Origin of the sequence: Pseudoalteromonas sp. NSLLW218 (genome assembly GCF_015864775.1) — a bacterium.
Taxonomy (GTDB): domain Bacteria; phylum Pseudomonadota; class Gammaproteobacteria; order Enterobacterales; family Alteromonadaceae; genus Pseudoalteromonas.
Genome location: NZ_JADYWO010000010.1, coordinates 104966 through 128627, shown reverse-complemented (window position 1 = coordinate 128627; position 23662 = coordinate 104966). Strand labels below are relative to the sequence as shown.

Genomic DNA, 23662 nt, shown 5'->3' with positions numbered 1-23662 from the left:
TTGAGCGCCATTTTTAATTTAATTCGTTGCTATTATTCTGTATCTGGCAGGTTACGGCCATAGAATATTTCTTGCATTTCACGGGTCAGCTTTGAGCGAATTTCGTCTTCTTCGCCCTCAGATAAATCTGCCGTAGAAAGGCCGAATAAATACGTGTTTAGATCGGTTTCTTTTAACATCATTTTGGTATGGAACAGGTTTTCTTGATACACGTTCACGTCCATCATTTGGTACGCTTCTTTTGTATCTTCTGTCATGAAGTTTTGAATCGAGCTAATAGCGTGATCAATGTAGTGCTTAACACCGTTTATGTCGCGGGTAAAACCACGAACGCGGTAGTCAATTGTTACTACGTCTGATTCCAGGCTATGAATTAAGAAGTTTAACGCTTTAAGTGGCGAAATAATGCCACAAGTAGACACTTCAATATCAGCACGGAAAGTACAAATACCATCATCTGGGTGAGCTTCTGGGTATGTGTGTACACAAATGTGGCTTTTATCTAGGTGCGCAACAACTGAATCAGGTAATGGGCCTGGTGCTTCGTCAGCATCGTAATTTTGCTGCTCTTCTACTGGTTCTTCTGAAACCAAAATAGTTACACTTGCGCCTTGCGGTTCATAATCTTGGCGCGCTACATTTAAAATGTTAGCACCAATAATATCAACAACTTCACCTAAAATGTCGGTTAGTCTATCTGCACTGTACTGCTCATCGATATATTCAATATATTCTTTACGTTGTTGCTCGGTCTTTGCGTAACAAATATCATAAATACTAAAGCTTAAACTTTTGGTTAAATTGTTAAAACCATGAAGTTTAAGTTTATCGAAGGGTTTGTTCATAATAAACCAACCTATAAATTAGTGGGTTCTGCACCTGCAGAATGAAAAGTTCGCGGATTTTATACGAATTTTCCTCGAGGAAAAAGCGTTATTTTGCTTGTTCTTGCACAACTTCGTGGCTATGCGTAATTTCTACTGTTTTATCAAGCATTAATGCAACCGAGCAATACTTTTCAGCAGAGAGTGAAACGGCGCGTGCAAGGTGCTTTTCAGACACATTATTGCCTTTAACAACAAAGTGTAAGTTGATTTTGGTAAACACGCGAGGGGCTGTTTCGGCGCGCTCTGCACTTAGTTGTACTTGTACATCTGAAAAATCTTGTTTGGCTTTTTTTAAAATACTAACCACATCAACTGATGAACAACAGCCAACTGACATTAAAACCATTTCCATTGGGCTTGGTGCTGCACTATCGCTGCCGCCATCAAACACAACATTGTGGTTAGAATTAGAACGACCAATAAACGTATCGCCTTCAACCCATTTTACATTTGCTTGCATTGTTATATCTCAAAAAATATTTTCTTGATTGTAAGCAAGTTAGCCGTAGTTGCAAATGAAAATGCAACGCAGGACTATAAAATGACTAAGATTGTTGCGTTAAAGCGCTATCAAAGAGGTTTTTTACTAAACCTGCAAATTCGTCTATAAAGGCATGCTGTTCAACCGTGACAGGCTGTGAGGTGATGCTGCTGAGGACTTCTTCTAAATCGTAAACTATGCCATCAACTTCACGTACAATTTGACTACGCTGCTCTGTGTTGAGGTTTGTGTGCTGCTCGCAAATAAGCATCACATTTTGTGCAATAACGTCTTCGATTAATTCCATTACTGTTGGGGCACCTGGTTTTATTTCGCCTGGCTTCTCAAACAATGCTAAATTTTGAGTTAGATACATGATCAAATCATCGTACCCTTGCCTATCTAAAACCATTTTTGTACCACCTTTGTATAATTAATTATTTTTGATTTAAGCAGAAAGCGCTGTTGATTGCTAGCTTTGCGCGTTAGCAATACAAAAAAAGCAGCCGAAGCTGCTTTTATAATAATTAAGTAGTATTACTACTTAATCTATTTTTAAGCCTGGGCTAAGTGTTGCTGGCATCGCTACTTTTTCAAGCTCTACCGAAGCAACTGGGTATGCACAGTAATCAGCTGCATAATACGCGCTTGCTCTGTGGTTGCCCGATGCACCAATACCACCAAACGGTGCTGCGCTAGATGCGCCAGTAATTGGGCGATTCCAGTTAACAATACCTGCACGAATACGACGTAAGAAGTGGTCGTAATCTGCTGCACTATCACTTAATAAACCAGCCGATAAACCAAAGGTTGTATCGTTTGCTTTATCAATGGCTTGGTCAAAGTCGTCAAAGCGGAATACTTTTAAAAGTGGTCCAAAATGCTCTTCATCTGGGAAGTCACTAATATTTGTACACTCAATAATACCTGGTGTTACAAAGCCGGTATTGGCTGTGTGCTCAAGTTCTACTAATACTTGAGCGCCAAGCTCAACAAGCTCGTTTTGCGCTTTAACCATGCCTGCTGCTGCAGCTGATGAGATCATAGAACCCATAAATGGCTGGTCTGCATCGTCATAGTTACCTACTTTAATCGCTTTAGTTGCTGTGATTAAACGCTCCAGTATCACATCGCCTTTGCTACCAGTTGGTAAAAATAGTTTACGTGCACACGTACAACGCTGGCCACTTGAGATAAACGCTGATTGAATAATATCGTGTACAACGGCTTTAGTGTCTTCAACGTCGGTAATAATAAGTGGGTTGTTGCCACCCATTTCTAACGCTAAAATTTTACCCGGTTGACCCGCAAACTGTTCATGTAAAATATGACCAGTGCGCGAAGAACCCGTAAAGAACAAGCCATCAATACCTTTGTGAGCTGCAAGGGCTTTACCCGTTTCTACTTCACCTTGTACAAGGTTAATTACACCTGCTGGTAAACCTGCTTTTTCCCACAGCTTAAGCGTAAGCTCAGCAACTTTAGGAGTCAGTTCAGACGGTTTAAACACAACTGTGTTACCCGCTAAAAGCGCTGGAACAATATGCCCATTAGGTAAGTGACCCGGAAAGTTATACGGACCAAATACAGCTACAACACCATGTGGCTTATGGCGAATCATCGCACGGCCAAGTGGCATTGCGTTTTCTACGTCGCCAGTGCGCTCTAAAAATGCTTTTTCAGAAATAGCAATTTTACCAACCATAGCACCCGCTTCTGTGCGAGTTTCCCACAGTGGCTTACCTGTTTCTTGTGCGATAGTAATAGCGAGCTCTTCGCTGTTTTCTTTTAATTGCGCTGCGAATGCTTTAATTATTTCTAAACGCTCAGTAAAGCTTTTATCAGCCCATGCATAAAACGCTTCGCGCGCTGCATTTACTGCGGTGTCTACTTGCGCCGCAGTTGCCGATGAAGCCTGCCAAATAACGTCGTTATTTGCAGGGTTTACTGAATTAAATTCTGTGCCTTGGCCTTGTGACCACTGACCATTTATAAATTGTGCAGGATGAGTCATATACTTTCTCCTAAATTAAACTGGGGTTGCGCTAACAATATCGCCAGCTTGCAAATGCAGTGCATCTGCTATTTCTTGCGATAAAATAAGGCTTTTAGCTCGATCGTCAAACGACATTGGCGCAACAGTCGCTCTAAAGTCATTAAGCTTTTCGTTAGCTAGTAACACCATGGTGTCGCCAGTCATTTGGCCTATTTCAACTTTAAAGTTATGCGCATTACGAATAGTCGCAATGTTATCTACTTTGGCTTCAACAGTTGGGCCCGCGTCAAAAATATCTACGTAGCCATTAAACGTAAAGCCTTCGCTTTTTAATAATTCAATTGCTGGGCGTGTATTGTCGTGTACCTTACCTATTACAGCTTGCGCATCTTTACTTAGCAAATTTACGTAAATTGGATATTTAGGCATTAGTTCAGCAATGAAAACCTTCTGGCCAATACCTGTTAGGTAATCGGCTGTTGGAAAATCCATTGAGAAAAAATGCTCTTCTAGCCACTGCCAAAAAGGGCTACTGCCGTTTTCGTCAGACACACCGCGCATTTCTGCAATCACTGTTTGTGCAAAACGCTCTTGATGCTGCTTTATAAACATAAAGCGCGCTTTGGAAAGTAGTTTACCGTTACAATTTTTACGATAACCATCTTTTAAAAACAATGTGCAAAGCTCTGTAGCACCTGTGTAGTCGTTACATAGCGTTAGAATATCAACCGCTTTGTATACGTCTAATGTGCGCGAAGAGTGAATCACTTTACTTAAGTGATAATGATAAAATGCATCATCAAGCCCTACTGCCGCTTCAATTGCAGACGTTCCTACAACTTCACCGGTTTCGCTATCTTCAAGAACAAACAGGTAGCCTTCGTCACCAGGTTGTGACGTTTGTTTAGCAAAAGAGCTTACTGAATGGTCGATCTTTTTTTGCAATAGTTCTTCGTTTAATGGCAAAGACGTAAAACCATGCCCTGATTCGTGGGCAATTTTCAGTAATGCTGAATAATCATTTTGCTGGATTGGGCGAAGGATCATCATGAGTCCGCTTGCTCCCTTATAAATAACGGTAAATAGGAATTGCAGGGCAAGCAGTGCTTGCCCTTAATTGGTTGGCTTAAGTCGCTTATGCGTTTACTACGCTTGCTACTGCTTTTTCAAAGCGTGCCATACCTTCGCGAATGTCCGCTTCAGGAATTACTAAAGATGGAGTGAAACGTATTACGTCTGCACCAGCAACTAATGACATAAGGCCTTGCTCAGTACCCGCCACTAAAAACTCTTTTGCACGACCTTTATATTGCTCGTTCACTACTGCACCAATTAATAAACCTTGGCCACGGATTTCGCTAAATACGTTGTATTTTTCGTTAACCGCAGTCAGTAGTTCATTAAATAATGCTGCTTTAGCTTTTACGCCAGCAAGTACTTCTGGGGTATTTACTGTATCAAATGCAGCTTCTGCAACAGCACACGCAAGCGGGTTGCCGCCATAAGTAGAACCATGAGTACCTACTTTAAGATGCTGTGCAATTTCAGTTGTTGTGATCATAGCGCCAATAGGGAAACCGCCGCCAAGTGCTTTAGCTGAAGTTAAAATATCAGGTACTATGTTTAAGCCTTGGTATGCGTATAAATCGCCAGTACGGCCAACACCTGTTTGAACTTCATCAAAAATAAGCAGTGCGTTATGTTTAGTACATAAATCGCGAACGCCTTGAGCAAACTCGTCAGTTGGCGAAACAATACCGCCTTCACCTTGTAGAGGTTCCATCATTACGGCACATGTTTTGTCGCTAATAAGCGCTTCAAAAGCAGCTAGGTCGTTGTAATCACAATGTACAATGTCGCCAGGCTTAGGACCAAAACCATCTGAATAGGCAGCTTGGCCGCCAACAGTTACGGTAAAGAATGTACGACCGTGGAAACCTTTGTTGAACGCGATAATTTGTGATTTTTCTGCGCCAAACTTATCAAGTGCAAAACGACGCGCTAATTTAAGCGCTGCTTCGTTTGCTTCTGCGCCAGAGTTGGCAAAGTAAACTTTTTCAGCAAATGTCGCATCAACCATTTTTTTAGCTAGGCGAAGTGCCGGCTCATTGGTCATTACATTTGATAGATGCCAGATTTTTTCGCCTTGCTCTTTTAATGCGCCTACTAATGCAGGGTGGCAATGGCCAAGACAGTTAACTGCAATACCACCAGCAAAGTCGATAAACTCTCGACCTTCTTGATCCCATACGCGAGAACCTTCGCCTCGAACAGGAATTACGCTTGAAGGTGCGTAGTTAGGAACCATTACGTGATCAAATAATTCGCGATTGACTGTCATTTTATTTCCTCTTAATTGTGAGCAACACAAAACATCAAAATAGGTGTTTGGTTAATATTTGTAACCAACTTTATAGGCAAGATCAGTAACCTGATAATTGCGCAAAATTGCTTTGTGGTTCAATTTTCAGACGCACATTATTTCAGAATTACTTATATCTGTCTCGTTAAAAACTTTCATGTATCCCTTGAAAATAAAGGGCTAAAGATATTATTTCATAGATAGTGAATAACTATTTGCATAACTATTTATGCTTATTTTTAGGCAACTAACCGCATGAGCACCGAGGCGCGGACGCTTTAATCGGCAAATATGCAATATAACAATAGAGTGAGAATGAATGGTTAGTCGCAAAAAAATTAACAAAAAATTCAGATTTTTAGTCAATTTGAATAGCTAAATTGGTAAAATTACTCGATTGGAGGGTTTTTAGTTCCGTTTTAGTGAACTTAAAGTACGAAAACCAGCTTAGAGTTTCGTCAGGCTCAATAAGTTGATGCTCTTTTAAATTAAGATATTGAGAGTAGCAACGTGCCTTTAGCATTACTTGTGTTAACGGCAGTAATGTATCGCCCTTATCTACCCCATTTACTAGCTGCTGCATTACACCTTTAAACGGTAAATATTTAAAAGCCATTTTGTCTATTACTTTGGCGCTTACTTCTATCGACTTATTGCTAAGTAGAGTGGTTAAAAAGAGCGGGTCTGGCTGTAGCTCTAATAATGCGGTGTGTAAATCTTTTTGGTTTTCATTTCGGGCTAACTGCACTTTACGTTGCCATACTTTCTCAAACGTTTTTAAGTACAAACGCACCAATGCAATTCGCCCTACATCTAAAAGCATACCAAGGGTAAATGCATGAACGTCGTTCACATTACTAATTTGTGCAATTTTTTGCGCAGCAATCGCGTTTGCCATCGCGCTGTCGCGTAGCCGGCGTTTTAATAATGAAAATGGCTCGGTGCTATGTGGCATCCAATGACGCGTAGCAAATGTAGGTATAACTAGCTGTAAGTTATCAAGACCAATATAGCGAAGAGCAAGCGATGGTTTATCTACTTTTACAGACGTGTTTTTACTACGCTGATTACGATAGTAGGGTAAGTTAACGAGCGTGACTAACTCTCTACCCAACCAGCCTATATCATTTACCAATGGCTCTAAGCGCCCTACCGATGCCGACTTTACAGCTAATATATCGAGTATATTGGCAATGCCATCTTCAATGCCTATGGTGCTATGAATTACGCCATCTATATCTTCGAGCTGCTTATATATAGCTGTTTCAATTGTTTTGTGTAGTTGCTCACTCGCTTGAGCGCGATACTTATGATGTGCAGTACTGCTTTGCTGGCGTTTATTCTGTGCGGCCACTTCAACCTGAAGCAAAGTACGTTGCTTCATCGGTTCGCCGTAATCTATATCTAATGTATGAATGAAACCAATTTGCTGATGCGCAAAGCTGTGCCCAAGCAATAAGTCATGAGCCCGTTGGCTTAATATTTTGGCAGTACGCTGTTGCGCTTCAAGTTCAGTCATGACATCCATTAATAAAGTATTAAATGCTCTGTGTATTATAACATTAGAAGCGAGTTAAAAAGTTATCAAGCAGTTCTAAGCCTTGATCAGTTAGAATAGCTTCGGGGTGAAACTGCACACCTTCGATTGCTAATTCTTTATGAAGTAATCCCATAATTTCGTCAAACTCGCCTTGCTCAGTCTGAGTCCATGCGGTTACTTCAAGCTCTTTAGGTAGAGTTTGCGCTTTAACCACTAAAGAATGGTAACGACACACTGTTAATGGGTTAGCTAAACCTTTAAACACACCTTTATTAGTGTGAACTATGGGTGATGTTTTACCGTGCATAACTTTTTTAGCACGAATTACATCTCCCCCTAAAGCTTGCGCGATAGTTTGATGCCCCAAGCAAATCCCTAGAATAGGATATTGTCCTTTTAGTTGCTCAACAACATTTAGTGAAATACCCGCTTCATTAGGGGTACATGGCCCAGGCGATAACACGATGTGCTTCGGGTTCAACTGTTTTATTTGTGCAATGCTTAGCTCGTCATTACGTTTCACTAAAACGTCTTGATCTAAACGCTGAAAATATTGCACTAAGTTGTAAGTAAACGAATCGTAGTTATCGATCATTAACAGCATTACACAACAGACCTTATAAATTATTGACCACTACTTCACACAAGTGGTACTAAGCGCTGCATTCTACCACTATTAATTAGCCAACATAAATTAGCAAAAAGCGTTAAAAATTAACTCTTTTTGCTAAAAGCTCTTTAAAGTCTTTAGTGGGTACTGGTTTACTTAACCCGAATTCTGGTTAAGAGATTTATTAACGTATTAAATCATGGTGATATTTAGATTTATTTTCTCTAGCCAGAGATTCCTTGCACCTTGAGCAATAATATCGAGCTATAAGCTTTTCGCGAGTAGTTAATACCCCTATTTAGGCTGTACACCCCAACAATAAATTATTGACCCCTAAAGTACGTGCGTTTATTGATCGCTCTATTAAATACTTTAGTGAAATGCCTTACTGAGCAAAATAAACAGATTGTTTGTGCTGCATCAAATTAGCGGCTCAATGGTTGAATTATATCTATATAAGCCCCAGTGTATTATATGAAAGGCAGTAATTCACTCATACAACTCACTTACTTGTGAGCTCATTTATATCCTATTAAGGAGCGAATATGTTAGGCGAAGACCACTCATTAACTAATGACTTTCCAGAGTACTTAAGGACAATTGCCGAGTTAAATGAAAGCGATACTGAATTTGCAAAAAAAGCAGATAAGTACGACAAGCTAGATAAAGAAATTAGAGTGTTAGAGCTCAAAGATGCGCCCATAAGCGATGAGCAAATGCATCAGCTAAAACATGAACGTACAGAATTAAAAGATTGGCTATACGAGCGCTTGCAGCAAGAGCAGTAATGCAGCTAAAAAAAAGAGCTCACTGACAAGTGAGCTCTCTAGATCAACCATAAGGATTTTTTCTAAAACTTTACAAAGCAACCCACAGATTTCATAAATACAGTACTTGGGTTAATAACATCTTTGCGTTTCTAGCAAGTGCTACCGGTAACACCGGTAAGTAAAACTGTTTTATTTATGTTGCTTTATCCTAACTTTGTTCTCGCTATATTAGCAGCCCCCCTACCGCTGAAATTAGGTCAATAATCGAATCAGTTTATCTAATCAATTGATAAAGCTAAGCCTATGTTAGTTAAAATAAAAGTATGCTATTTAAAGGCAGGCGAGTTTTTAATCTGAATGTTTTTTATGCTTTTATTTGAATTATCCAGCAATCATAACTATTGTTTTTAAATCACCTTAATAGTAGTATTTATCATATAAATACACTTTTCGAGAATAAACATGAAAGTTTTAGTCACTGGCGGCATGGGTTACATAGGTAGTCACACATGTGTTGCATTGCATGAAGCAGGCATTACACCTGTTATTTATGATAACTTGTCTAATGCTAGTTCGCGGGTACTTGACCAACTCGAAAAGATTACTGGCACTCGGTTTGAGTTTATATTGGGTGACATTCAAGACGAGCAACAATTTAAGCTCGCTCTAAAACACACTAAAGCCGAGGCTGTATTTCACTTTGCAGCACTAAAAGCTGTTGGTGAATCAACTGAGCAGCCACTTCGTTATTATCAAAATAATGTGTCGGGCACATTAAGTATGTTACAAAGCATGCAAGAGGCAGACGTTAACCACATTATATTTAGCTCATCAGCTACTGTGTACGGCGAACCCGACTACCTCCCTATTGACGAAAAGCACCCTATACGCGCAACTAACCCTTATGGTTGGACTAAAGTCATGGTTGAACAAGCCATGCAAGACGTATGTAATGCCAACAGTAAATTTATGGGCATCGCACTGCGTTACTTCAATCCTGTAGGTGCACACCCAAGTGGTTTATTAGGTGAGAGTCCTAATGGCATTCCTAATAACTTAATGCCATTTATTGCTCAAACAGCGGTAGGTAAACGCGACGTGGTTAATATTTTTGGTGACGACTATGACACCGAAGATGGCACGGGCGTACGCGACTATATTCACGTTTTAGATTTAGCTAAAGGCCACGTTGCCGCTTTTATGCAGCATAAAACAGATACCGCCTTTCATGCTTATAACCTAGGCACCGGGCAAGGCTATTCAGTGCTCGATATGATCAAAGCATTTAGCGCATCAGCCAATAAAGATATTCCTTATAAAAGTGCACCGCGCCGAGCAGGCGATATTGCCTGTAATTACGCCGATGCTACAAAAGCGCAAAACACACTTAACTGGCACGCAGAACTAACACTTAGCGACATGACCAACGATACATGGCGCTGGCAAACTAATTACCCAAGTGGGTTGGAGAGTTAACATGGCTTTATTAGAAAGTACTCACAGACGTAAAAACCCGCTAACGGGTCGTTGGGTATTAGTTTCACCACATCGTAATAACCGCCCATGGTTAGGCGCAACAGAAGCCGTTAACGAAAACGTATTACCAAAACACGATGAAAGCTGCCCTCTTTGCCCAAGTAATACCCGTGCAAATGGCGACAGTAACCCAGATTATAAATACACACACGTATTTAGAAATGACTTTGGTGCACTCACACCTAATGCCAGCGAGCAATTACAAAGCTTAGAATCAGACAGCGATTTATTTATTGCCGACGAAGCCAGTGGCGAATGCCGCGTAATTTGTTTTTCGCCAGAGCATAATAAAACACTACCAGAGCTTAGCCAAAACGCATTGCACGAAGTAGTAAAAACCTGGAAACAAAATTACACAGAGCTTGCACAGCAGTACGAATGCGTACAAGTTTTTGAAAATAAAGGCGAGATCATGGGTTGTTCGCAACCTCATCCTCACGGCCAAGTATGGGCTCACTCGCATTTATCAACCGAAATTGAAGCCGAAGACAACCAGCAGCTTAGCTATTATAAAAAGCATGGTACAGCCATGCTTGCCGATTACGCGCAAAAAGAGCAAGCAGATAAAACTCGCGTTGTATTCGAAAACGAACATTGGCTTGTTGTTGTTCCATTTTGGGCTGCATGGCCGTTTGAAACAATGCTGGTAACTAAAGATAATATTCAAAACTTTAGCCAGCTGAATGATGCACAAACTGATTCATTAGCCCACGCATTAAAAGTATTAACAACTAAGTACGACAACGTATTTAATTGCAGCTTCCCATACTCAATGGGATGGCATAATGCACCGGCTAACAGAGGCTCTGATGAGCAACATTGGCGTTTGCATGCACACTTTTACCCGCCGCTACTTCGCTCTGCTACTGTTAAAAAACACATGGTAGGCTACGAAATGCTAGGCGAAAGCCAACGCGACTTAAGCGCAGAAACCGCTGCTTCTATTTTAAAAGCAGCCAGTACAACACACTATAAAGATACAGCAGGACACACAGATGAAGCTTAACGAATTCCAACAACAATTTTTGTCACTGTATGGCGCGCCTGCTCAAGGTATTGCAGCAGCACCGGGCCGTGTAAACCTTATTGGCGAATTTACCGACTACAACGACGGTTTTGTTTTACCGTGTTCGTTAGAATTTCGTACCCAAGTAATATTTAAAGAGCGCGACGACAATATTATCACTGTGCATTCTTTAAATTACCCAGGCGAAAAAGACAGCTTTGGTGTTGATGAAGAAATCACTGAAGGCCAATCGCAATGGGGTAACTACATTCGTGCTGTTACTTATGTTCTTAAAAGAGCAGGCTACACACTACGTGGTGCCGACCTACTAATTGACAGCAACTTACCGCAAGGTAGTGGCTTGTCGTCATCGGCCGCTCTAGAAGTTGCTGTAGGCGGCATGTTTAACCATATTGCACAGCTTGGCTTACCGCCAGAGCAAATTGCGCTGTTTGGCCAAGAAGCCGAAAACGACTTTATGCATTGCCAATGCGGAATTATGGATCAGCTTATTTCAGCTAAAGGCGAAAACGGTCATGCGCTATTAATTGATTGTGAAAACCTAGCAACTAAATCAGTTAAGGTTCCTGATGATTTAAATATTGTTATTGTTAATTCAAACTACCCGCGTAAATTAGTTGATAGCGAATACAACCAGCGCCGTATTGACTGCGAACAAGCAGCTGTAAAAATGGGTGTAGAAACACTTCGCCAAGCAACCATGACTGCCCTGCAAGCAGTAAAAGCGACATTAAGCGAAAACGAATATAAACGTGCACACCACGTAATTAGCGAAAACGACCGTGTAATTGCAGCAACTACTGCACTACAAAATAACGATATGGATGCACTTCGTACGCTAATGGCTGCATCGCACCAATCACTTAAACACGACTTTGAAGTAACCGTACCTGCAACCGATGGCCTAGTAGAAATTTGTAAAGAAGCGATGGGCGATCGCGGCGCAGTACGCATGACAGGTGGCGGCTTTGGTGGCGCAATTGTATGTTTATGTCGTGATGCGGAAGTACCTCTTATTAAAGCAGCGGTAGAAAAGCATTACTTTGAGCGCTTTAACTTAAATGCTGATATTTACGTATGTTCAGCGGGCTCAGGATTACAAATTACGTCTTTTTAAATAAAACTAAGGAATAAGCATGGCAAAGGTTAATTGGGGAATTATTGGGTGTGGCAATATAGCTCACACCTTTGCTAAAAGCATTGCGCATTGTAGTGATGCACAGCTTATTGGCGCGGCATCAACGAGTATGCAGCGCGCTAAAGAATTTGCCACAGCGTACAATATTCAAGGCTATGAGAGCTATCAAGCTCTTATGCAGTGCCCAAATATAGATGCCGTATATATTGCTAATACGCACGATCAACACTTTAAAACTATCGCCCGATGCTTAAAACACAATAAGCACGTGCTAAGCGAAAAGCCAATTACCGTTAATGCTAAGCAGTTGCAAAGCCTCACTGAGCTTGCAAAGCAACAAAACTGCTTTTTAATGGAAGGTGTTTGGATGCGGTTTTTACCAGCCATAGTAAAATTACAACAGCTCCTAAGTGAAGGTGTTATTGGTAATGTGCACAGTGTTAATGCCAACTTTAGTTTACCTGGCAGCTTTGCCGACACTCACCGATTAATGAACCCTATAACAGCGGGTGGCGCCCTACTCGATTTAGGTATTTACCCTATTTCGATTGCTGATGTGGTATTTAATAAAGCCCCTGAACACATCAAATCCTTTGTACATAAAAGCACAACCGGTGTTGATGAGCGAAGCACTGCTATAGTTGATTACGGTAACGGGCAATTTGCATCTCTTGCCAGCGCACTGCAGCAAAATGGCTCAACAGAAGCATGTATTAATGGTGAGCTTGGCTATATTCGAATACCTCAGTTTGTAGGTGCAAAAACGCTAGAGCTACACATAAACGACCAAGACCCTCAGTACTTTAAATACAACTTTAGCGACGATGAAAACTTTAAGTTTGAAATTGCACATGTCACGCAGTGTATATTACAAAAACAAACCCAAAGCAGCGTATTACCACTGGGTACTAGCTTACGAGTTATGAACATAATGGATACCTTACGAGCACAATGGCAGCTGCAATATAGCAATGCCGTCGAGTCGGCTGAACTGACTAATTAAAAAATAAAAATACACAACAAGGACACACAATGACACACACACTCAAGGCGCTTTCAAAAGCCATATTACTTGCTACGTGCAGTTTATCTGTCAGTGTAGCTGTTGCTGAATCTAATAAACCAGAGCAGCTATATCCGCCAATCACTAGCGAAGTACTCCCAGAGCTGGCAGCTAAAGGTAGCTACAATGTAGGTGTGCAAACACTTGATTTAATTAACCCTGCGCAATTTGACCCTGCTACCCAAGGCCAAAAAGATCGTCCTTTAAAAGTAGAGGTGTGGTACCCGGCTACAAATACAGCAAAAGCGCCACTTACCAGCTACACAGATGAAACTCGCTCAGGTAAAGAGTTTACTTTGCAAGCCGATGCAATGCGTGATGTCGCCATTAATAATAAAGAGCACTACCCTGTCATTGTGCTTTCGCACGGTTATACCGGTTACCGTACAATTATGTACTACCTTGGCGAGCATTTAGCATCGCACGGTTACATTATTGTTGCACTTGATCATACCGATTCGACCAATGCCGATGTTGATTTTAAAAACGCACCATTCTCTGGCTTTTTTAGCACGCTAATAAATCGTTCACGCGATCAGCAGTTTGTTATTAATTACTTTAATGAGCAAAACAACTTTGCAAGCAAACAGGTAGATAACAAAAGCGCAGGCGTAATTGGTTACTCAATGGGTGGCTATGGTGCTGTAAATACGATAGGTGGCTGTTACGCTTTTAATGAGCAAACTACGGCTATGTTTACGGGTATGAAAGACCCTGCTCAAATTGAAAAAGTACAGCAATTACTAAACAGCTGCGCTGGTGGGCAATACCAAAACCCAAAAGTAGACCCACGTATAAAAGCGATGGTGGCCTTTGCACCATGGGGCGGACAGCACGCTATATTTGATGCCAAAGCAATGGAAAATATTAAAGTACCTTCGCTTTATGTAGCCGGTAACCTAGATGACATATCAGGCTATGAAGGCATTAAAAACCTTTATGAACAAACAGGCAGCAAAGATAAGTACATGCTTACTTACAAAAATGCACGCCATAATATTGCACCACACCCAGCCCCTGCTATTGCACAAAGCAGCAGTGAGCTAGATATAGGGCATTACTACGAGCCTTCGTGGTCTATGCGCACACTAAACGAAATCAACAAACACTTTGTACTTGCCATGATGGATTGCCACATAAAAGGCATAGCCAGCGAGTGTAAATACTTAGATTTACCACAAAACGGCGACCAAGCTGTTGTTGATGGTAAGCCGCTGCCACAGTGGCGCGGGTTTGATAATCGCTTTTCTACAGGTATGGATTGGCAACAAGCTAAACCTCACACCAAGTAATAATAAGCTTTAAGCGGCTGTTTTAATCTATAGCCGCGTACGCCCTTAAAATAATGCAAAAATAAAACGCCTTTTATATAAAAGAGTTACCAACAAATATTAGCGTGTTTATTTTTTAATCTGCTATTTTAAGAAAAAACCATTGCCATTAACTTCGGTTAAAGGCAATCTAGTCATATATAAGATAAGATAAATAACACAAATATCATGTCCAAATACATACTCTCAATTGATCAAGGAACCACAAGCTCTCGGGCCATCTTGTTTACAAAAGATGCAGACGTTTTTGGTACAGCACAACAAGAATTTTCGCAGCATTTTCCACAAAATGGTTGGGTAGAACACGACCCTAACGATATTTGGCAAACAGTGCTTAGCACTAGCCGCGAAGTCTTAACTAAAAACGATGTAAAGCCTGAAGAAATTATTGCCATTGGTATCACCAACCAACGCGAAACCACTTTAGTGTGGAACAAAAAAACAGGCAAAACAATTTATAACGCAATTGTTTGGCAAGACCGTCGCACTAGTGACTATTGCGAAAGCCTAACAACTGATGAGCTTTGCCAAACAATAAGCGAAAAAACAGGCTTATTGCTCGACCCTTATTTTTCGGCCACTAAAATTCGTTGGATTTTAGATAACGTTGAAGGCGCACGCGAACAAGCTCTTGCAGGTGAGCTCTCCTTCGGTACGGTTGACACCTACCTGCTTTGGCAGCTAACAGGCGGCAAAGAGCACCGCACCGATGCAACCAATGCATCGCGCACCATGTTATTTAATATACATACCCAGCAATGGGATCAAGAGCTTTTAGAGTTATTCGATATTCCAGAATCTATGCTTCCAGAAGTAATGGATTCAGCTGACGAGTTTGGCTCAACCAGTGCTGACATTTTTGGTGCGCCAATTCGTGTTTGTGGTATTGCAGGCGATCAGCAAGCTGCGCTTGTTGGTCACGCATGTTTTGAACAAGGCATGGCAAAAAGCACTTACGGTACAGGCTGTTTTTTAATGCTTAATACTGGCGAAAAAGCACTGACCTCAGAAAATCGCTTACTGACCACTGTTGCCTATAGATTAAACGGCAAACCAACTTACGCCATTGAAGGCAGCATATTTATGGCTGGCGCAACGATGCAGTGGATTGTTGAAGGCTTAAAGCTACTTAGCCATGCTGGCGAAAGTGAATCGATGGTTAAAGATGTACCGCTCGATCATGGTGTATTTTTAGTGCCTTCGTTTACGGGTTTAGGTGCTCCTTATTGGGACCCTAATGCACGTGGCGCTATTTTAGGTCTAACACGCGATTCAGGTATTAGCACTATTGTTGCGGCTGCTCTGCAATCAGTTGGTTACCAGACCAAAGATTTACAAAAAGCGATGGAGCGTGATGGTCTTCGCCCAAGTGTGCTTCGTGTAGATGGCGGTATGGTAAAAAATAACTGGGTTATGACCTTCTTATCAAATATTTTAGGCGCAACAGTTGAGCGCCCAACTGTGACCGAAACCACCTCTTTAGGCGTAGCATATTTAGCTGGCTTACAAACAGGTGTGTACGAGTCAACTGAGCAGTTATCTAAAATGTGGACATGCGACCGTCGTTTTGAGCCAACTATGAGCGCCGACGAACGTAACGATTTATATGCAAAATGGCAACACTGCGTTGCTCAAGTATGTTTAACGAATAAAAACTGTCCGGAGTAAGTACTAAGTGGCTAAGCCAATACTTTAGCCACTTCGCCTTTTTAACTTAGCCAATAGCTAGATTTAAAAGGGATGCTTTACTGCTTTAAATTGAAAATGGATCAGCGTCAAAATTAACGAATAAAAAACTGGGTTTTCTATTGTCAAATGAAAACAGCAGCTTTATGATGCTTATGTATTATTTATATTACAAATAAAAAGGTTAGCTCGGTGGAATTAGCAGATAACGAATATGACTTACTAGTCATCGGTGGCGGTGTAAACGGCACTGGAATAGCAGCTGATGCAGCAGGCAGAGGATTAAAAGTACTCTTGTGCGAACAATCAGACCTTGCCTGTGCAACATCTTCAAACAGTTCTAAGCTGATCCACGGTGGTCTGCGCTACCTTGAGCACTACGAATTTAGATTAGTAAAAGAAGCCTTAGCCGAGCGTGAAGTGCTACTTAAAAACGCACCTCATATTATGTGGCCACTTACTTTTAGATTGCCGCATCAAAAGCATCTACGCCCTGCATGGATGATTCGCATTGGTTTGTTTATGTATGACAACCTAGCAAAGCGCGAAACACTAGCGGGTTCTCGAAGCATCAAGTTTGGCGAAAATAGCGTACTAGAACCTTCTATTACCAAAGGTTTTGAATACTCAGATGGCTGGGTTGATGATTCTCGCTTAGTCGTTTTAAACGCCCTAGCAGCACAGCAAAAAGGCGCCGTTATTACCACGCAAACTAAGTGTGTAAATGCCAAACGCGAGCAAGGTAAGTGGCAGGTAACGCTTGAGCAGCAAAAAAGTAAAGCTAAATACAGCATTTCTGCTAAAGGTATTGTTAACGCTGCGGGCCCTTGGGTTGCTAAATTATTTGATGAAGCGCTAGCAGAAAAGTCGCCACAAAATATTCGCCTTGTGAAAGGCAGCCACATTGTGGTGCCGCGCATTCACGATGAGAAGCAAGCTTACATTTTACAAAATAAAGATCAGCGTATTGTATTTGTTATTCCGTTTGAAGATGACTTCTCACTTGTTGGCACAACCGATGTAGAACACACAGGTGAAGCGCAAGACGTTAAAATTAGTGATGAAGAAATCGATTACTTAATTGATATTACTAACAGTTACTTTAAAAACCATATTAAACGCGAAGATATAGTACATACCTTCTCGGGTGTACGCCCATTACTTGATGACGAATCAGTTAATGCACAAGCCGTTACTCGCGATTATAAATTAGAGCTTTCGAGTGACACCAAGCAAACACCACTATTGAGTGTGTTTGGTGGAAAAATTACTACTTATCGTAAACTCGCCGAAGCTGCAGTTAATAAGCTTGAAGAATTTTACCCACAAATGAGCGAAGCGTGGACTAAGCACAGCTCACTCCCTGGTGGCGATTTTAGCTCTGTAGAAGCTCTTAAATCAGAGCTAAAAGCGAAATATGAATGGCTACCTGAAATAACACTTAAACGCTTTGTGCGCACTTACGGTACTCGCGCTAAAATTATACTAGGTAGTGCAACTGGACTGAGTGATTTAGGCCAAGATTTTGGCCATGGTTTATTTGCAGCAGAAGTAAATTACTTGCTAAATGAAGAGTGGGCAGAAAACGCATACAATATTTTATGGCGTCGTAGTAAATTAGGACTACGTTTTAATGAGGCACAAGTTGCTACGCTTAATGATTATATTGAGCAAAGCAAAGCGGCTAAAATTGCTTAATAACCGCTAAAGTAATTGGCTGTTGTAGTCCTAAAAACTTCCCGTGCAACCCCTTTATAATTGATTATTATAGAGGGGTTTATTTTTTTGACTCTAAATTAAATAAATAATTAAAGCCACTTAGCGTGGCAGTTTTAATATCAAACTCAACACACTTAACACCAATTTGCTTAAGTGCTGTGGTAAAACACATATTAAGTTGCTTTGTACCAATCACCACAACTTGTGTATCACTCAATAATTGCCACTCGCTTGCATGGCGAGCTGCTCGTACATCGCTCCCTATTAATACGCCCGACAAATAGGCTTTTGCTTGTACTGGTGTTAGCTCCTTTGAAAGCTGGCGGGTACGCACACTAAAAATACCATGTGCCAAGTTACCGCTATCACTACCTAAAGTTAGCTCGCAGCCTTGCTCAAATGCTTTAAAGTCAAACTCACCTTCTGCGCAGTCGTTAGGAATTAAAACACTTTGATGACATAACAAATCATATAACTCGCCGGTCATGGCTGTTTTAAAGCAAATGATTTCGCCATTATTTATAAGCACCCATTTGGTATGTGTGCCAGGCAAACATAATAATATTTTACCTTGTTGATACTCTGGATTTTGTTTTAAAAACCCTAAAATTTGCAGCTCTTCGCCGCGCATTACATCAAATAAGCTATTTTGCAGCGTACACTTTGTGCCGGGTAACGCTTTAATAGTATGCCCATTGCAATCAAAACTAACCGCAGCATTAAGTAACCCCTCAGGATTAATTGGGCACTCTAAATAAGGCGTTTCGTGCCAGCCAATACTTGAGGTAATTTGCCCGGCAATATAAACGGGTAAACTACCATATTCTTGCTTCCACACCGCAATGGTGTCAATTAAGGTTTGCTCAAAATTTTGATTCGCCTTAACAACTCCTGGGCCATCACGCTGTGCTAGTAATTTAAGTGTTGATTGCACATGTACTTCGCACAAATAAGCACGTAAATGGCTCGTGCCCCAGTCAACAGCAATAAAAAGAGATGAATTAGCCAAGCTTTAAAGCCTCCCACCGTCGATTTTAATACTCTGCCCGGTGATCATACTGCTTTCATCGGCGGCTAAAAAGAGTGCCAAATTAGCAACATCTTCAGGGGTTACTAATTTTTTAAGCGCCATGGCTTCCATCCACTTAACTTGCTCTTCTTCGGTAAACCAACTTGCTAGTTGACGGTCGGTAGCAACCCATCCAGGTAAAATAGCGTTAACGCGAATACCAAACTCGCCGTAATCGCGAGCCAATGCCTTAGTCATACCTATTAGGCCTGCTTTTGCGGTTACATAGCCTGCCATTTGTGGCTGACCCATAATCGCGTTAATAGAGCTAAAGTTAATGATACTGCCGGCTCCATCGCCTTTCATAAAAGACATAGCAACTTGAGAAGCAAAAAATGCAGGGTTTAAGTTTATTTGTAAGCACTGATCCCAATCTTGCACGGTAACGTCTTCGCTCGCTTGGCGGCGGTCGTTCGCTACATTATTAACTAGTACATTAATGGCACCAAAAGCGGCGCATGCATCCACAAGTGATTGCTGAAGTGCATGAGAGTCAGTTACATCAACTTGCCTATACCATAGTTTTGCATTGGGTAAATCACGAATAAGCGATTGCGCTGCCTTATCATCAATATCTATAAATGCTACTTTTGCATTTTGGTTTACAAAGGACTTAACCATTGCTCTGCCGATGCCTGATGCACCACCAGTAATAAAAATAACTTTACCAGAAAGACTATGATATTGAGCGAGGGTGTTCAAATTCAACTCTCCATACAGCGCATTTTCAATTTCATTTAAACTCTTTATAAACTTATACTTACACTATAAAGAGCCAAACTAAGCTGTTATTGCTGTGTTAAAATATTTAGCTAATTAAAAGTTTATATCATATCCTTGAGTACATTAATATGATATATGATATATAATAAAGCAATATATCAACTCGGAATCCTGCGCAATGAAAAGCCAACCCCGTCAAAATTTAACACAACAATTAACCCACGATTTGGGTTTTGCTATTGTGCGTGGTGTTTACCCTGTAAGCGAAGGCCTGCCTTCTGAAGCCGATTTATGTATAAAATATGATGTAAGTCGCAGCGCCACCCGCGAAGCGGTAAAAATGCTCTCAGCTAAAGGATTAATTTCTTCTCGTCCTAAGCAAGGTATTCGTGTATTACCTGAAAGCAGCTGGAACATGTTTGATACCGACGTACTACGTTGGATTTTAAGCAGTAAGCCATCACTGTCATTATTAAAAGAGTTTACTCAAGTACGTGTCGCGCTTGAACCACAAGCGGCCGCGCTTGCTGCACTAAATGCAACTGCAGAACAACTCGCTGAAATTGATAACGCTTTAGCCCGTATGGCTGAAGCAGACGAAGGCTTAGACGATCCACTAGAAGCTGACATTGCTTTTCATACCAGCATATTAGTTGCCAGTAACAATCGCTTTTTTGTGCAGTTAACTGAGTTTATTAGTACAGCCCTTAGAGTAAGTATTCGTTATACAAACCACATTAAAGGTGTACCGGGCGCAGACGTTGCTAAGCACGCTGATATTTTAGAGACCATAAAGTCACGCGACCCTGAACGCGCTAAAAAAGCAGTAGAAACAATTTTAGAAGAAGCACTGCAGTTAATTGAATCTAAATTAGTTTAATGTTAGTTCAACATATTGTATAAATATTGAGTCCATCGAATTTACTCTTTGCAGTATATTTTATGGACTTTTTTATTACCTATAAGGCTTAATACCAATCCGCAATAATACTTAATCATTTTGCGGGGCTAAACGCGTCGCTACCTGCGTTAAAAAATTCTCATTTAAAACAACTAAATAGCGAATTTTTTGCCTAGCTAGCAACACGTTTTTCCGTCCTCAAAATAGATCATTTAATTAAGCGAATTGATATAAATTACAGGCATTAAAAAATCCGATATCAGTCTCCTGATATCGGATTTTTAATTATTTAAATCAGATTAACAACTCTGGTTATTAACTGAGATAAAACGCCTTTTGCAGGCTAGAATTACAATCCTAATTTCTTCTCAAGATAGTGGATGTTAGTACCACCATTTTGGAAGTTTTCATCTGCAAGAATTCTCTTATGCAAAGGAGTATTAGTTTTAATTCCGTCAATTACTAGCTCGTTAAGTGCATTGCGCGCGCGGGCAATAGCTACGTCACGGTTTTCACCGTAAGTAATTAACTTACCAATCATTGAATCATAATGTGGTGGAACCGTGTAGTCAGCGTAAATATGGCTGTCCCAACGAATACCTAAACCACCTGCTGGATGGAAACGTGTAATTTTACCCGGTGACGGGATAAACGTTTCAGGATCTTCAGCATTAATACGACACTCAATAGCATGACCACGAATAACAACGTCGTCTTGAGTGAATGATAACGGCTGACCCGCTGCAATTTTTAACTGCTCTTTCACTAAATCGATACCAGTAACCATTTCAGTTACAGGGTGTTCAACCTGAATACGTGTATTCATTTCGATGAAGTAAAACTCGCCGTTTTCGTATAAAAACTCAAACGTACCTGCACCGCGGTATCCAATTTCGATACATGCACGTGTACAGCGCTCGCCAATGAATTTACGCGTTTCAGCAGTAATTCCTGGTGCTGGCGCTTCTTCAACTACTTTTTGGTGACGACGTTGCATAGAACAATCACGTTCACCTAAATGCACTGCATTACCTTGGCCGTCTGCTAATACTTGGACTTCGATATGGCGTGGATTTTCAAGGAATTTTTCCATGTAAACCATGCTATTACCAAAGAATTGCTTAGCTTCTTGCTGTGTTAATGCAATTGAATCAATAAGTTCAGATTCGCTGCGAACAACACGCATACCACGACCACCACCGCCACCAGCGGCTTTGATGATTACCGGGTAACCGATACGCTTAGCGATTTGCATGTTACGTTCTTTATCATCTGATACCGGACCGTCTGAGCCTGGTACACATGGAACACCTGCTTTACGCATTGCTGCGATAGCAGACACTTTATCACCCATAAGGCGAATAGTGTCGCCACGAGGACCGATAAATACAAAACCACTTTGCTCAACTTGGTCGGCAAAATCAGCATTTTCTGCAAGGAAACCGTAACCAGGATGAATCGCTACAGCGTCAGTTATTTCAGCCGCAGCAATAATGCGCGGAATATCTAAATAACTTTCAGTTGCTGATGGTCTACCAATACAGATGGTTTCATCTGCAAGCAATACATGCTTAAGATCGCGATCTGCCGTTGAATGCACAGCAACCGTTTTGATCCCAAGCTCTTTGCAGGCGCGCAATATACGAAGTGCAATTTCACCTCGGTTTGCAATGACTACTTTATCTAACATTAGAGTTGGCCTTTTAGGTTACGCTATTATTCAATGATGAATAGAGGTTGATCAAATTCTATTGGCTCGCCATTTTCAGCTAAGATAGCTCTTACTGTACCGGCTTTATCTGATTCAATTTGGTTCATCATTTTCATAGCTTCGATAATACAAAGTGTATCGCCAACTTTAACTTGCTGACCAACTTCTACATATGCTGGAGCTTCAGGAGACGCAGCAGAGTAAAAAGAACCAACCATTGGTGATTTAACTTGATGACCCGTAGGCTCAGCTGGTGCTGCTGCTTCAACAGCTACAGGAGCCGCTGCAACTGGTGCTGCTGGCGCTGGTGCATATTGCTGTGGAGCAAATTGTGGGTAACCTGGGCCTGCACTCATGTTGTTACGGTTAATACGTACTGATTCTTCACCTTCAGTGATTTCTAGCTCAGCAATACCTGATTCTTCTACTAATTCGATAAGCTTCTTTATCTTGCGAATATCCATTACACGACCCGCCTGTAAGTTGTTTGTGTGTTAATTTAAATTAAATTGCGCTTTGCAACCGGTTAACAGCGGCGTTTAATGCTGCGTGATAACCCATTGCACCTAATCCACATATTACGCCTTGTGCCACATCAGAAAAATACGAATGATGACGAAAGGCTTCACGTGCGTGCACATTACTTAAGTGCACCTCAAAAAACGGAATATCAACACTCAGCAGTGCATCACGTAATGCGACGCTAGTATGCGTAAATGCAGCTGGATTGATAATTATGTAATCAACCGCTTGCCAAGCATTGTGAATGCGTTCAATGAGTGCTTGCTCACTATTACTTTGAAAATGCGTTAACTCAACATCTAGACTATCAGCGGCACTTGTTAGTTCGCTCATAATTTCACTTAGCGTTTGAAAACCGTATTTATCCGGTTCACGTTTGCCCAGCATGTTTAAATTTGGACCATTTATAACTAAAAGGTTAAATTTTGCAGCCATAATACGCGATATATCCTATAAGTAATGAGTTAAGCGGTTACTAACTAATTTTTCACTTTTAAGTAAGCAGAAAAAGCAATGTAGCAACAATTTCTCACGTTAACCAACTATTATAGTGATTTCGACGTAAATAGCAGCAAAATACTGGTCTTATC

At 41.0% G+C, this 23662-nt stretch carries 22 protein-coding genes; 9 read left to right on the top strand and 13 right to left on the bottom strand.

What is annotated here, in order from left to right:
* Positions 1-32 precede the first annotated feature (32 nt).
* The 8 genes from speD to I6E80_RS15975 form a co-directional block, all read right to left on the bottom strand.
* The gene (speD, locus tag I6E80_RS16010) at positions 33-845 is read right to left on the bottom strand and encodes an adenosylmethionine decarboxylase (protein WP_007376266.1); all 813 of its coding nucleotides are present in this window, start codon (positions 843-845) and stop codon (positions 33-35) included.
* 88 nt (positions 846-933) lie between these two features.
* Positions 934-1347, bottom strand: a complete 414-nt coding sequence (locus I6E80_RS16005; protein WP_024600073.1) for an OsmC family protein — start codon at positions 1345-1347, stop codon at positions 934-936.
* Positions 1348-1432: 85 nt separating this feature from the next.
* On the bottom strand, positions 1433-1780 hold the full coding sequence (locus I6E80_RS16000; RefSeq protein ID WP_007580087.1) for a DUF3802 family protein: 348 nt from the start codon (positions 1778-1780) through the stop codon (positions 1433-1435).
* Positions 1781-1912: 132 nt separating this feature from the next.
* The gene (astD, locus tag I6E80_RS15995; RefSeq protein ID WP_024600072.1) at positions 1913-3382 is read right to left on the bottom strand and encodes a succinylglutamate-semialdehyde dehydrogenase; all 1470 of its coding nucleotides are present in this window, start codon (positions 3380-3382) and stop codon (positions 1913-1915) included.
* A gap of 15 nt (positions 3383-3397) precedes the next feature.
* Positions 3398-4414, bottom strand: coding sequence for an arginine N-succinyltransferase (gene astA, locus I6E80_RS15990; protein ID WP_024600071.1), 1017 nt, complete (start codon positions 4412-4414; stop codon positions 3398-3400).
* 85 nt (positions 4415-4499) lie between these two features.
* The gene (locus I6E80_RS15985; protein ID WP_024600070.1) at positions 4500-5705 is read right to left on the bottom strand and encodes an aspartate aminotransferase family protein; all 1206 of its coding nucleotides are present in this window, start codon (positions 5703-5705) and stop codon (positions 4500-4502) included.
* 379 nt (positions 5706-6084) lie between these two features.
* Complete coding sequence (locus tag I6E80_RS15980) at positions 6085-7245, bottom strand: HDOD domain-containing protein (RefSeq protein ID WP_197185956.1); 1161 nt, start codon at positions 7243-7245, stop codon at positions 6085-6087.
* A gap of 43 nt (positions 7246-7288) precedes the next feature.
* Positions 7289-7870 carry an aminodeoxychorismate/anthranilate synthase component II gene (locus tag I6E80_RS15975; protein ID WP_101164425.1) on the bottom strand — a complete coding sequence of 194 codons (582 nt, stop codon included), beginning with the start codon at positions 7868-7870 and terminating at the stop codon, positions 7289-7291.
* 551 nt (positions 7871-8421) lie between these two features.
* Between I6E80_RS15975 and I6E80_RS15970 the strand changes: the two genes are divergently transcribed.
* The 8 genes from I6E80_RS15970 to glpD all read left to right on the top strand — a co-directional run bounded on the left by I6E80_RS15970 (position 8422) and on the right by glpD (position 18125).
* Positions 8422-8664, top strand: a complete 243-nt coding sequence (locus tag I6E80_RS15970; protein WP_024600067.1) for a YdcH family protein — start codon at positions 8422-8424, stop codon at positions 8662-8664.
* A gap of 444 nt (positions 8665-9108) precedes the next feature.
* Positions 9109-10122, top strand: a complete 1014-nt coding sequence (gene galE / locus I6E80_RS15965; RefSeq protein ID WP_197185955.1) for a UDP-glucose 4-epimerase GalE — start codon at positions 9109-9111, stop codon at positions 10120-10122.
* 1 nt (position 10123) lies between these two features.
* On the top strand, positions 10124-11188 hold the full coding sequence (locus tag I6E80_RS15960; RefSeq protein ID WP_197185954.1) for a UDP-glucose--hexose-1-phosphate uridylyltransferase: 1065 nt from the start codon (positions 10124-10126) through the stop codon (positions 11186-11188).
* Positions 11178-12326 carry a galactokinase gene (gene galK, locus I6E80_RS15955; RefSeq protein ID WP_197185953.1) on the top strand — a complete coding sequence of 383 codons (1149 nt, stop codon included), beginning with the start codon at positions 11178-11180 and terminating at the stop codon, positions 12324-12326. Before I6E80_RS15960 ends, galK begins: the two co-directional genes overlap by 11 nt.
* A 19-nt stretch (positions 12327-12345) precedes the next feature.
* Positions 12346-13350 (top strand): Gfo/Idh/MocA family protein, encoded by a 1005-nt coding sequence (locus I6E80_RS15950; RefSeq protein WP_197185952.1) that lies wholly within the window; start codon positions 12346-12348, stop codon positions 13348-13350.
* Positions 13351-13379: 29 nt separating this feature from the next.
* Positions 13380-14702: a dienelactone hydrolase family protein gene (locus I6E80_RS15945; protein ID WP_197185951.1), complete on the top strand. Its 1323-nt coding sequence runs from the start codon at positions 13380-13382 to the stop codon at positions 14700-14702.
* Between the two features lie 207 nt (positions 14703-14909).
* Positions 14910-16409, top strand: a complete 1500-nt coding sequence (gene glpK, locus I6E80_RS15940; RefSeq protein WP_197185950.1) for a glycerol kinase GlpK — start codon at positions 14910-14912, stop codon at positions 16407-16409.
* Between the two features lie 210 nt (positions 16410-16619).
* On the top strand, positions 16620-18125 hold the full coding sequence (glpD, locus tag I6E80_RS15935) for a glycerol-3-phosphate dehydrogenase (RefSeq protein WP_197185949.1): 1506 nt from the start codon (positions 16620-16622) through the stop codon (positions 18123-18125).
* Positions 18126-18204: 79 nt separating this feature from the next.
* Here the strand turns inward: glpD and I6E80_RS15930 are convergent, their stop codons facing one another.
* On the bottom strand, positions 18205-19155 hold the full coding sequence (locus I6E80_RS15930) for a 2-dehydro-3-deoxygalactonokinase (RefSeq protein ID WP_197185948.1): 951 nt from the start codon (positions 19153-19155) through the stop codon (positions 18205-18207).
* 3 nt (positions 19156-19158) lie between these two features.
* Complete coding sequence (locus tag I6E80_RS15925) at positions 19159-19917, bottom strand: SDR family NAD(P)-dependent oxidoreductase (protein WP_002958845.1); 759 nt, start codon at positions 19915-19917, stop codon at positions 19159-19161.
* Positions 19918-20116: 199 nt separating this feature from the next.
* On the opposite strand from I6E80_RS15925, the gene I6E80_RS15920 reads away from it, so the two are divergent.
* Positions 20117-20818 (top strand): FadR/GntR family transcriptional regulator, encoded by a 702-nt coding sequence (locus I6E80_RS15920; RefSeq protein ID WP_007580047.1) that lies wholly within the window; start codon positions 20117-20119, stop codon positions 20816-20818.
* Between the two features lie 370 nt (positions 20819-21188).
* On the opposite strand, the gene accC is transcribed toward I6E80_RS15920, so the two are convergent.
* Genes accC through aroQ form a run of 3 tightly spaced genes read right to left on the bottom strand, consistent with a single transcriptional unit; the run spans position 21189 to position 23507 of the window.
* On the bottom strand, positions 21189-22529 hold the full coding sequence (accC, locus tag I6E80_RS15915) for an acetyl-CoA carboxylase biotin carboxylase subunit (RefSeq protein WP_007580045.1): 1341 nt from the start codon (positions 22527-22529) through the stop codon (positions 21189-21191).
* Positions 22530-22555: 26 nt separating this feature from the next.
* Positions 22556-23014, bottom strand: coding sequence for an acetyl-CoA carboxylase biotin carboxyl carrier protein (gene accB / locus I6E80_RS15910; protein ID WP_007580042.1), 459 nt, complete (start codon positions 23012-23014; stop codon positions 22556-22558).
* Positions 23015-23054: 40 nt separating this feature from the next.
* Positions 23055-23507, bottom strand: coding sequence for a type II 3-dehydroquinate dehydratase (gene aroQ, locus I6E80_RS15905; RefSeq protein ID WP_024600056.1), 453 nt, complete (start codon positions 23505-23507; stop codon positions 23055-23057).
* Positions 23508-23662: the final 155 nt, after the last annotated feature.

Bases quoted from the DNA above. Each gene is read 5' to 3' on its own strand.
- speD (WP_007376266.1), bottom strand. From the start codon at position 845: ATGAACAAACCCTTCGATAAACTTAAACTTCATGGTTTTAACAATTTA.
- I6E80_RS16005 (WP_024600073.1), bottom strand. From the start codon at position 1,347: ATGCAAGCAAATGTAAAATGGGTTGAAGGCGATACGTTTATTGGTCGT.
- I6E80_RS16000 (WP_007580087.1), bottom strand. From the start codon at position 1,780: ATGGTTTTAGATAGGCAAGGGTACGATGATTTGATCATGTATCTAACT.
- astD (WP_024600072.1), bottom strand. From the start codon at position 3,382: ATGACTCATCCTGCACAATTTATAAATGGTCAGTGGTCACAAGGCCAA.
- astA (WP_024600071.1), bottom strand. From the start codon at position 4,414: ATGATGATCCTTCGCCCAATCCAGCAAAATGATTATTCAGCATTACTG.
- I6E80_RS15985 (WP_024600070.1), bottom strand. From the start codon at position 5,705: ATGACAGTCAATCGCGAATTATTTGATCACGTAATGGTTCCTAACTAC.
- I6E80_RS15980 (WP_197185956.1), bottom strand. From the start codon at position 7,245: ATGACTGAACTTGAAGCGCAACAGCGTACTGCCAAAATATTAAGCCAA.
- I6E80_RS15975 (WP_101164425.1), bottom strand. From the start codon at position 7,870: ATGCTGTTAATGATCGATAACTACGATTCGTTTACTTACAACTTAGTG.
- I6E80_RS15970 (WP_024600067.1), top strand. From the start codon at position 8,422: ATGTTAGGCGAAGACCACTCATTAACTAATGACTTTCCAGAGTACTTA.
- galE (WP_197185955.1), top strand. From the start codon at position 9,109: ATGAAAGTTTTAGTCACTGGCGGCATGGGTTACATAGGTAGTCACACA.
- I6E80_RS15960 (WP_197185954.1), top strand. From the start codon at position 10,124: ATGGCTTTATTAGAAAGTACTCACAGACGTAAAAACCCGCTAACGGGT.
- galK (WP_197185953.1), top strand. From the start codon at position 11,178: ATGAAGCTTAACGAATTCCAACAACAATTTTTGTCACTGTATGGCGCG.
- I6E80_RS15950 (WP_197185952.1), top strand. From the start codon at position 12,346: ATGGCAAAGGTTAATTGGGGAATTATTGGGTGTGGCAATATAGCTCAC.
- I6E80_RS15945 (WP_197185951.1), top strand. From the start codon at position 13,380: ATGACACACACACTCAAGGCGCTTTCAAAAGCCATATTACTTGCTACG.
- glpK (WP_197185950.1), top strand. From the start codon at position 14,910: ATGTCCAAATACATACTCTCAATTGATCAAGGAACCACAAGCTCTCGG.
- I6E80_RS15920 (WP_007580047.1), top strand. From the start codon at position 20,117: ATGAAAAGCCAACCCCGTCAAAATTTAACACAACAATTAACCCACGAT.
- accC (WP_007580045.1), bottom strand. From the start codon at position 22,529: ATGTTAGATAAAGTAGTCATTGCAAACCGAGGTGAAATTGCACTTCGT.
- accB (WP_007580042.1), bottom strand. From the start codon at position 23,014: ATGGATATTCGCAAGATAAAGAAGCTTATCGAATTAGTAGAAGAATCA.
- aroQ (WP_024600056.1), bottom strand. From the start codon at position 23,507: ATGGCTGCAAAATTTAACCTTTTAGTTATAAATGGTCCAAATTTAAAC.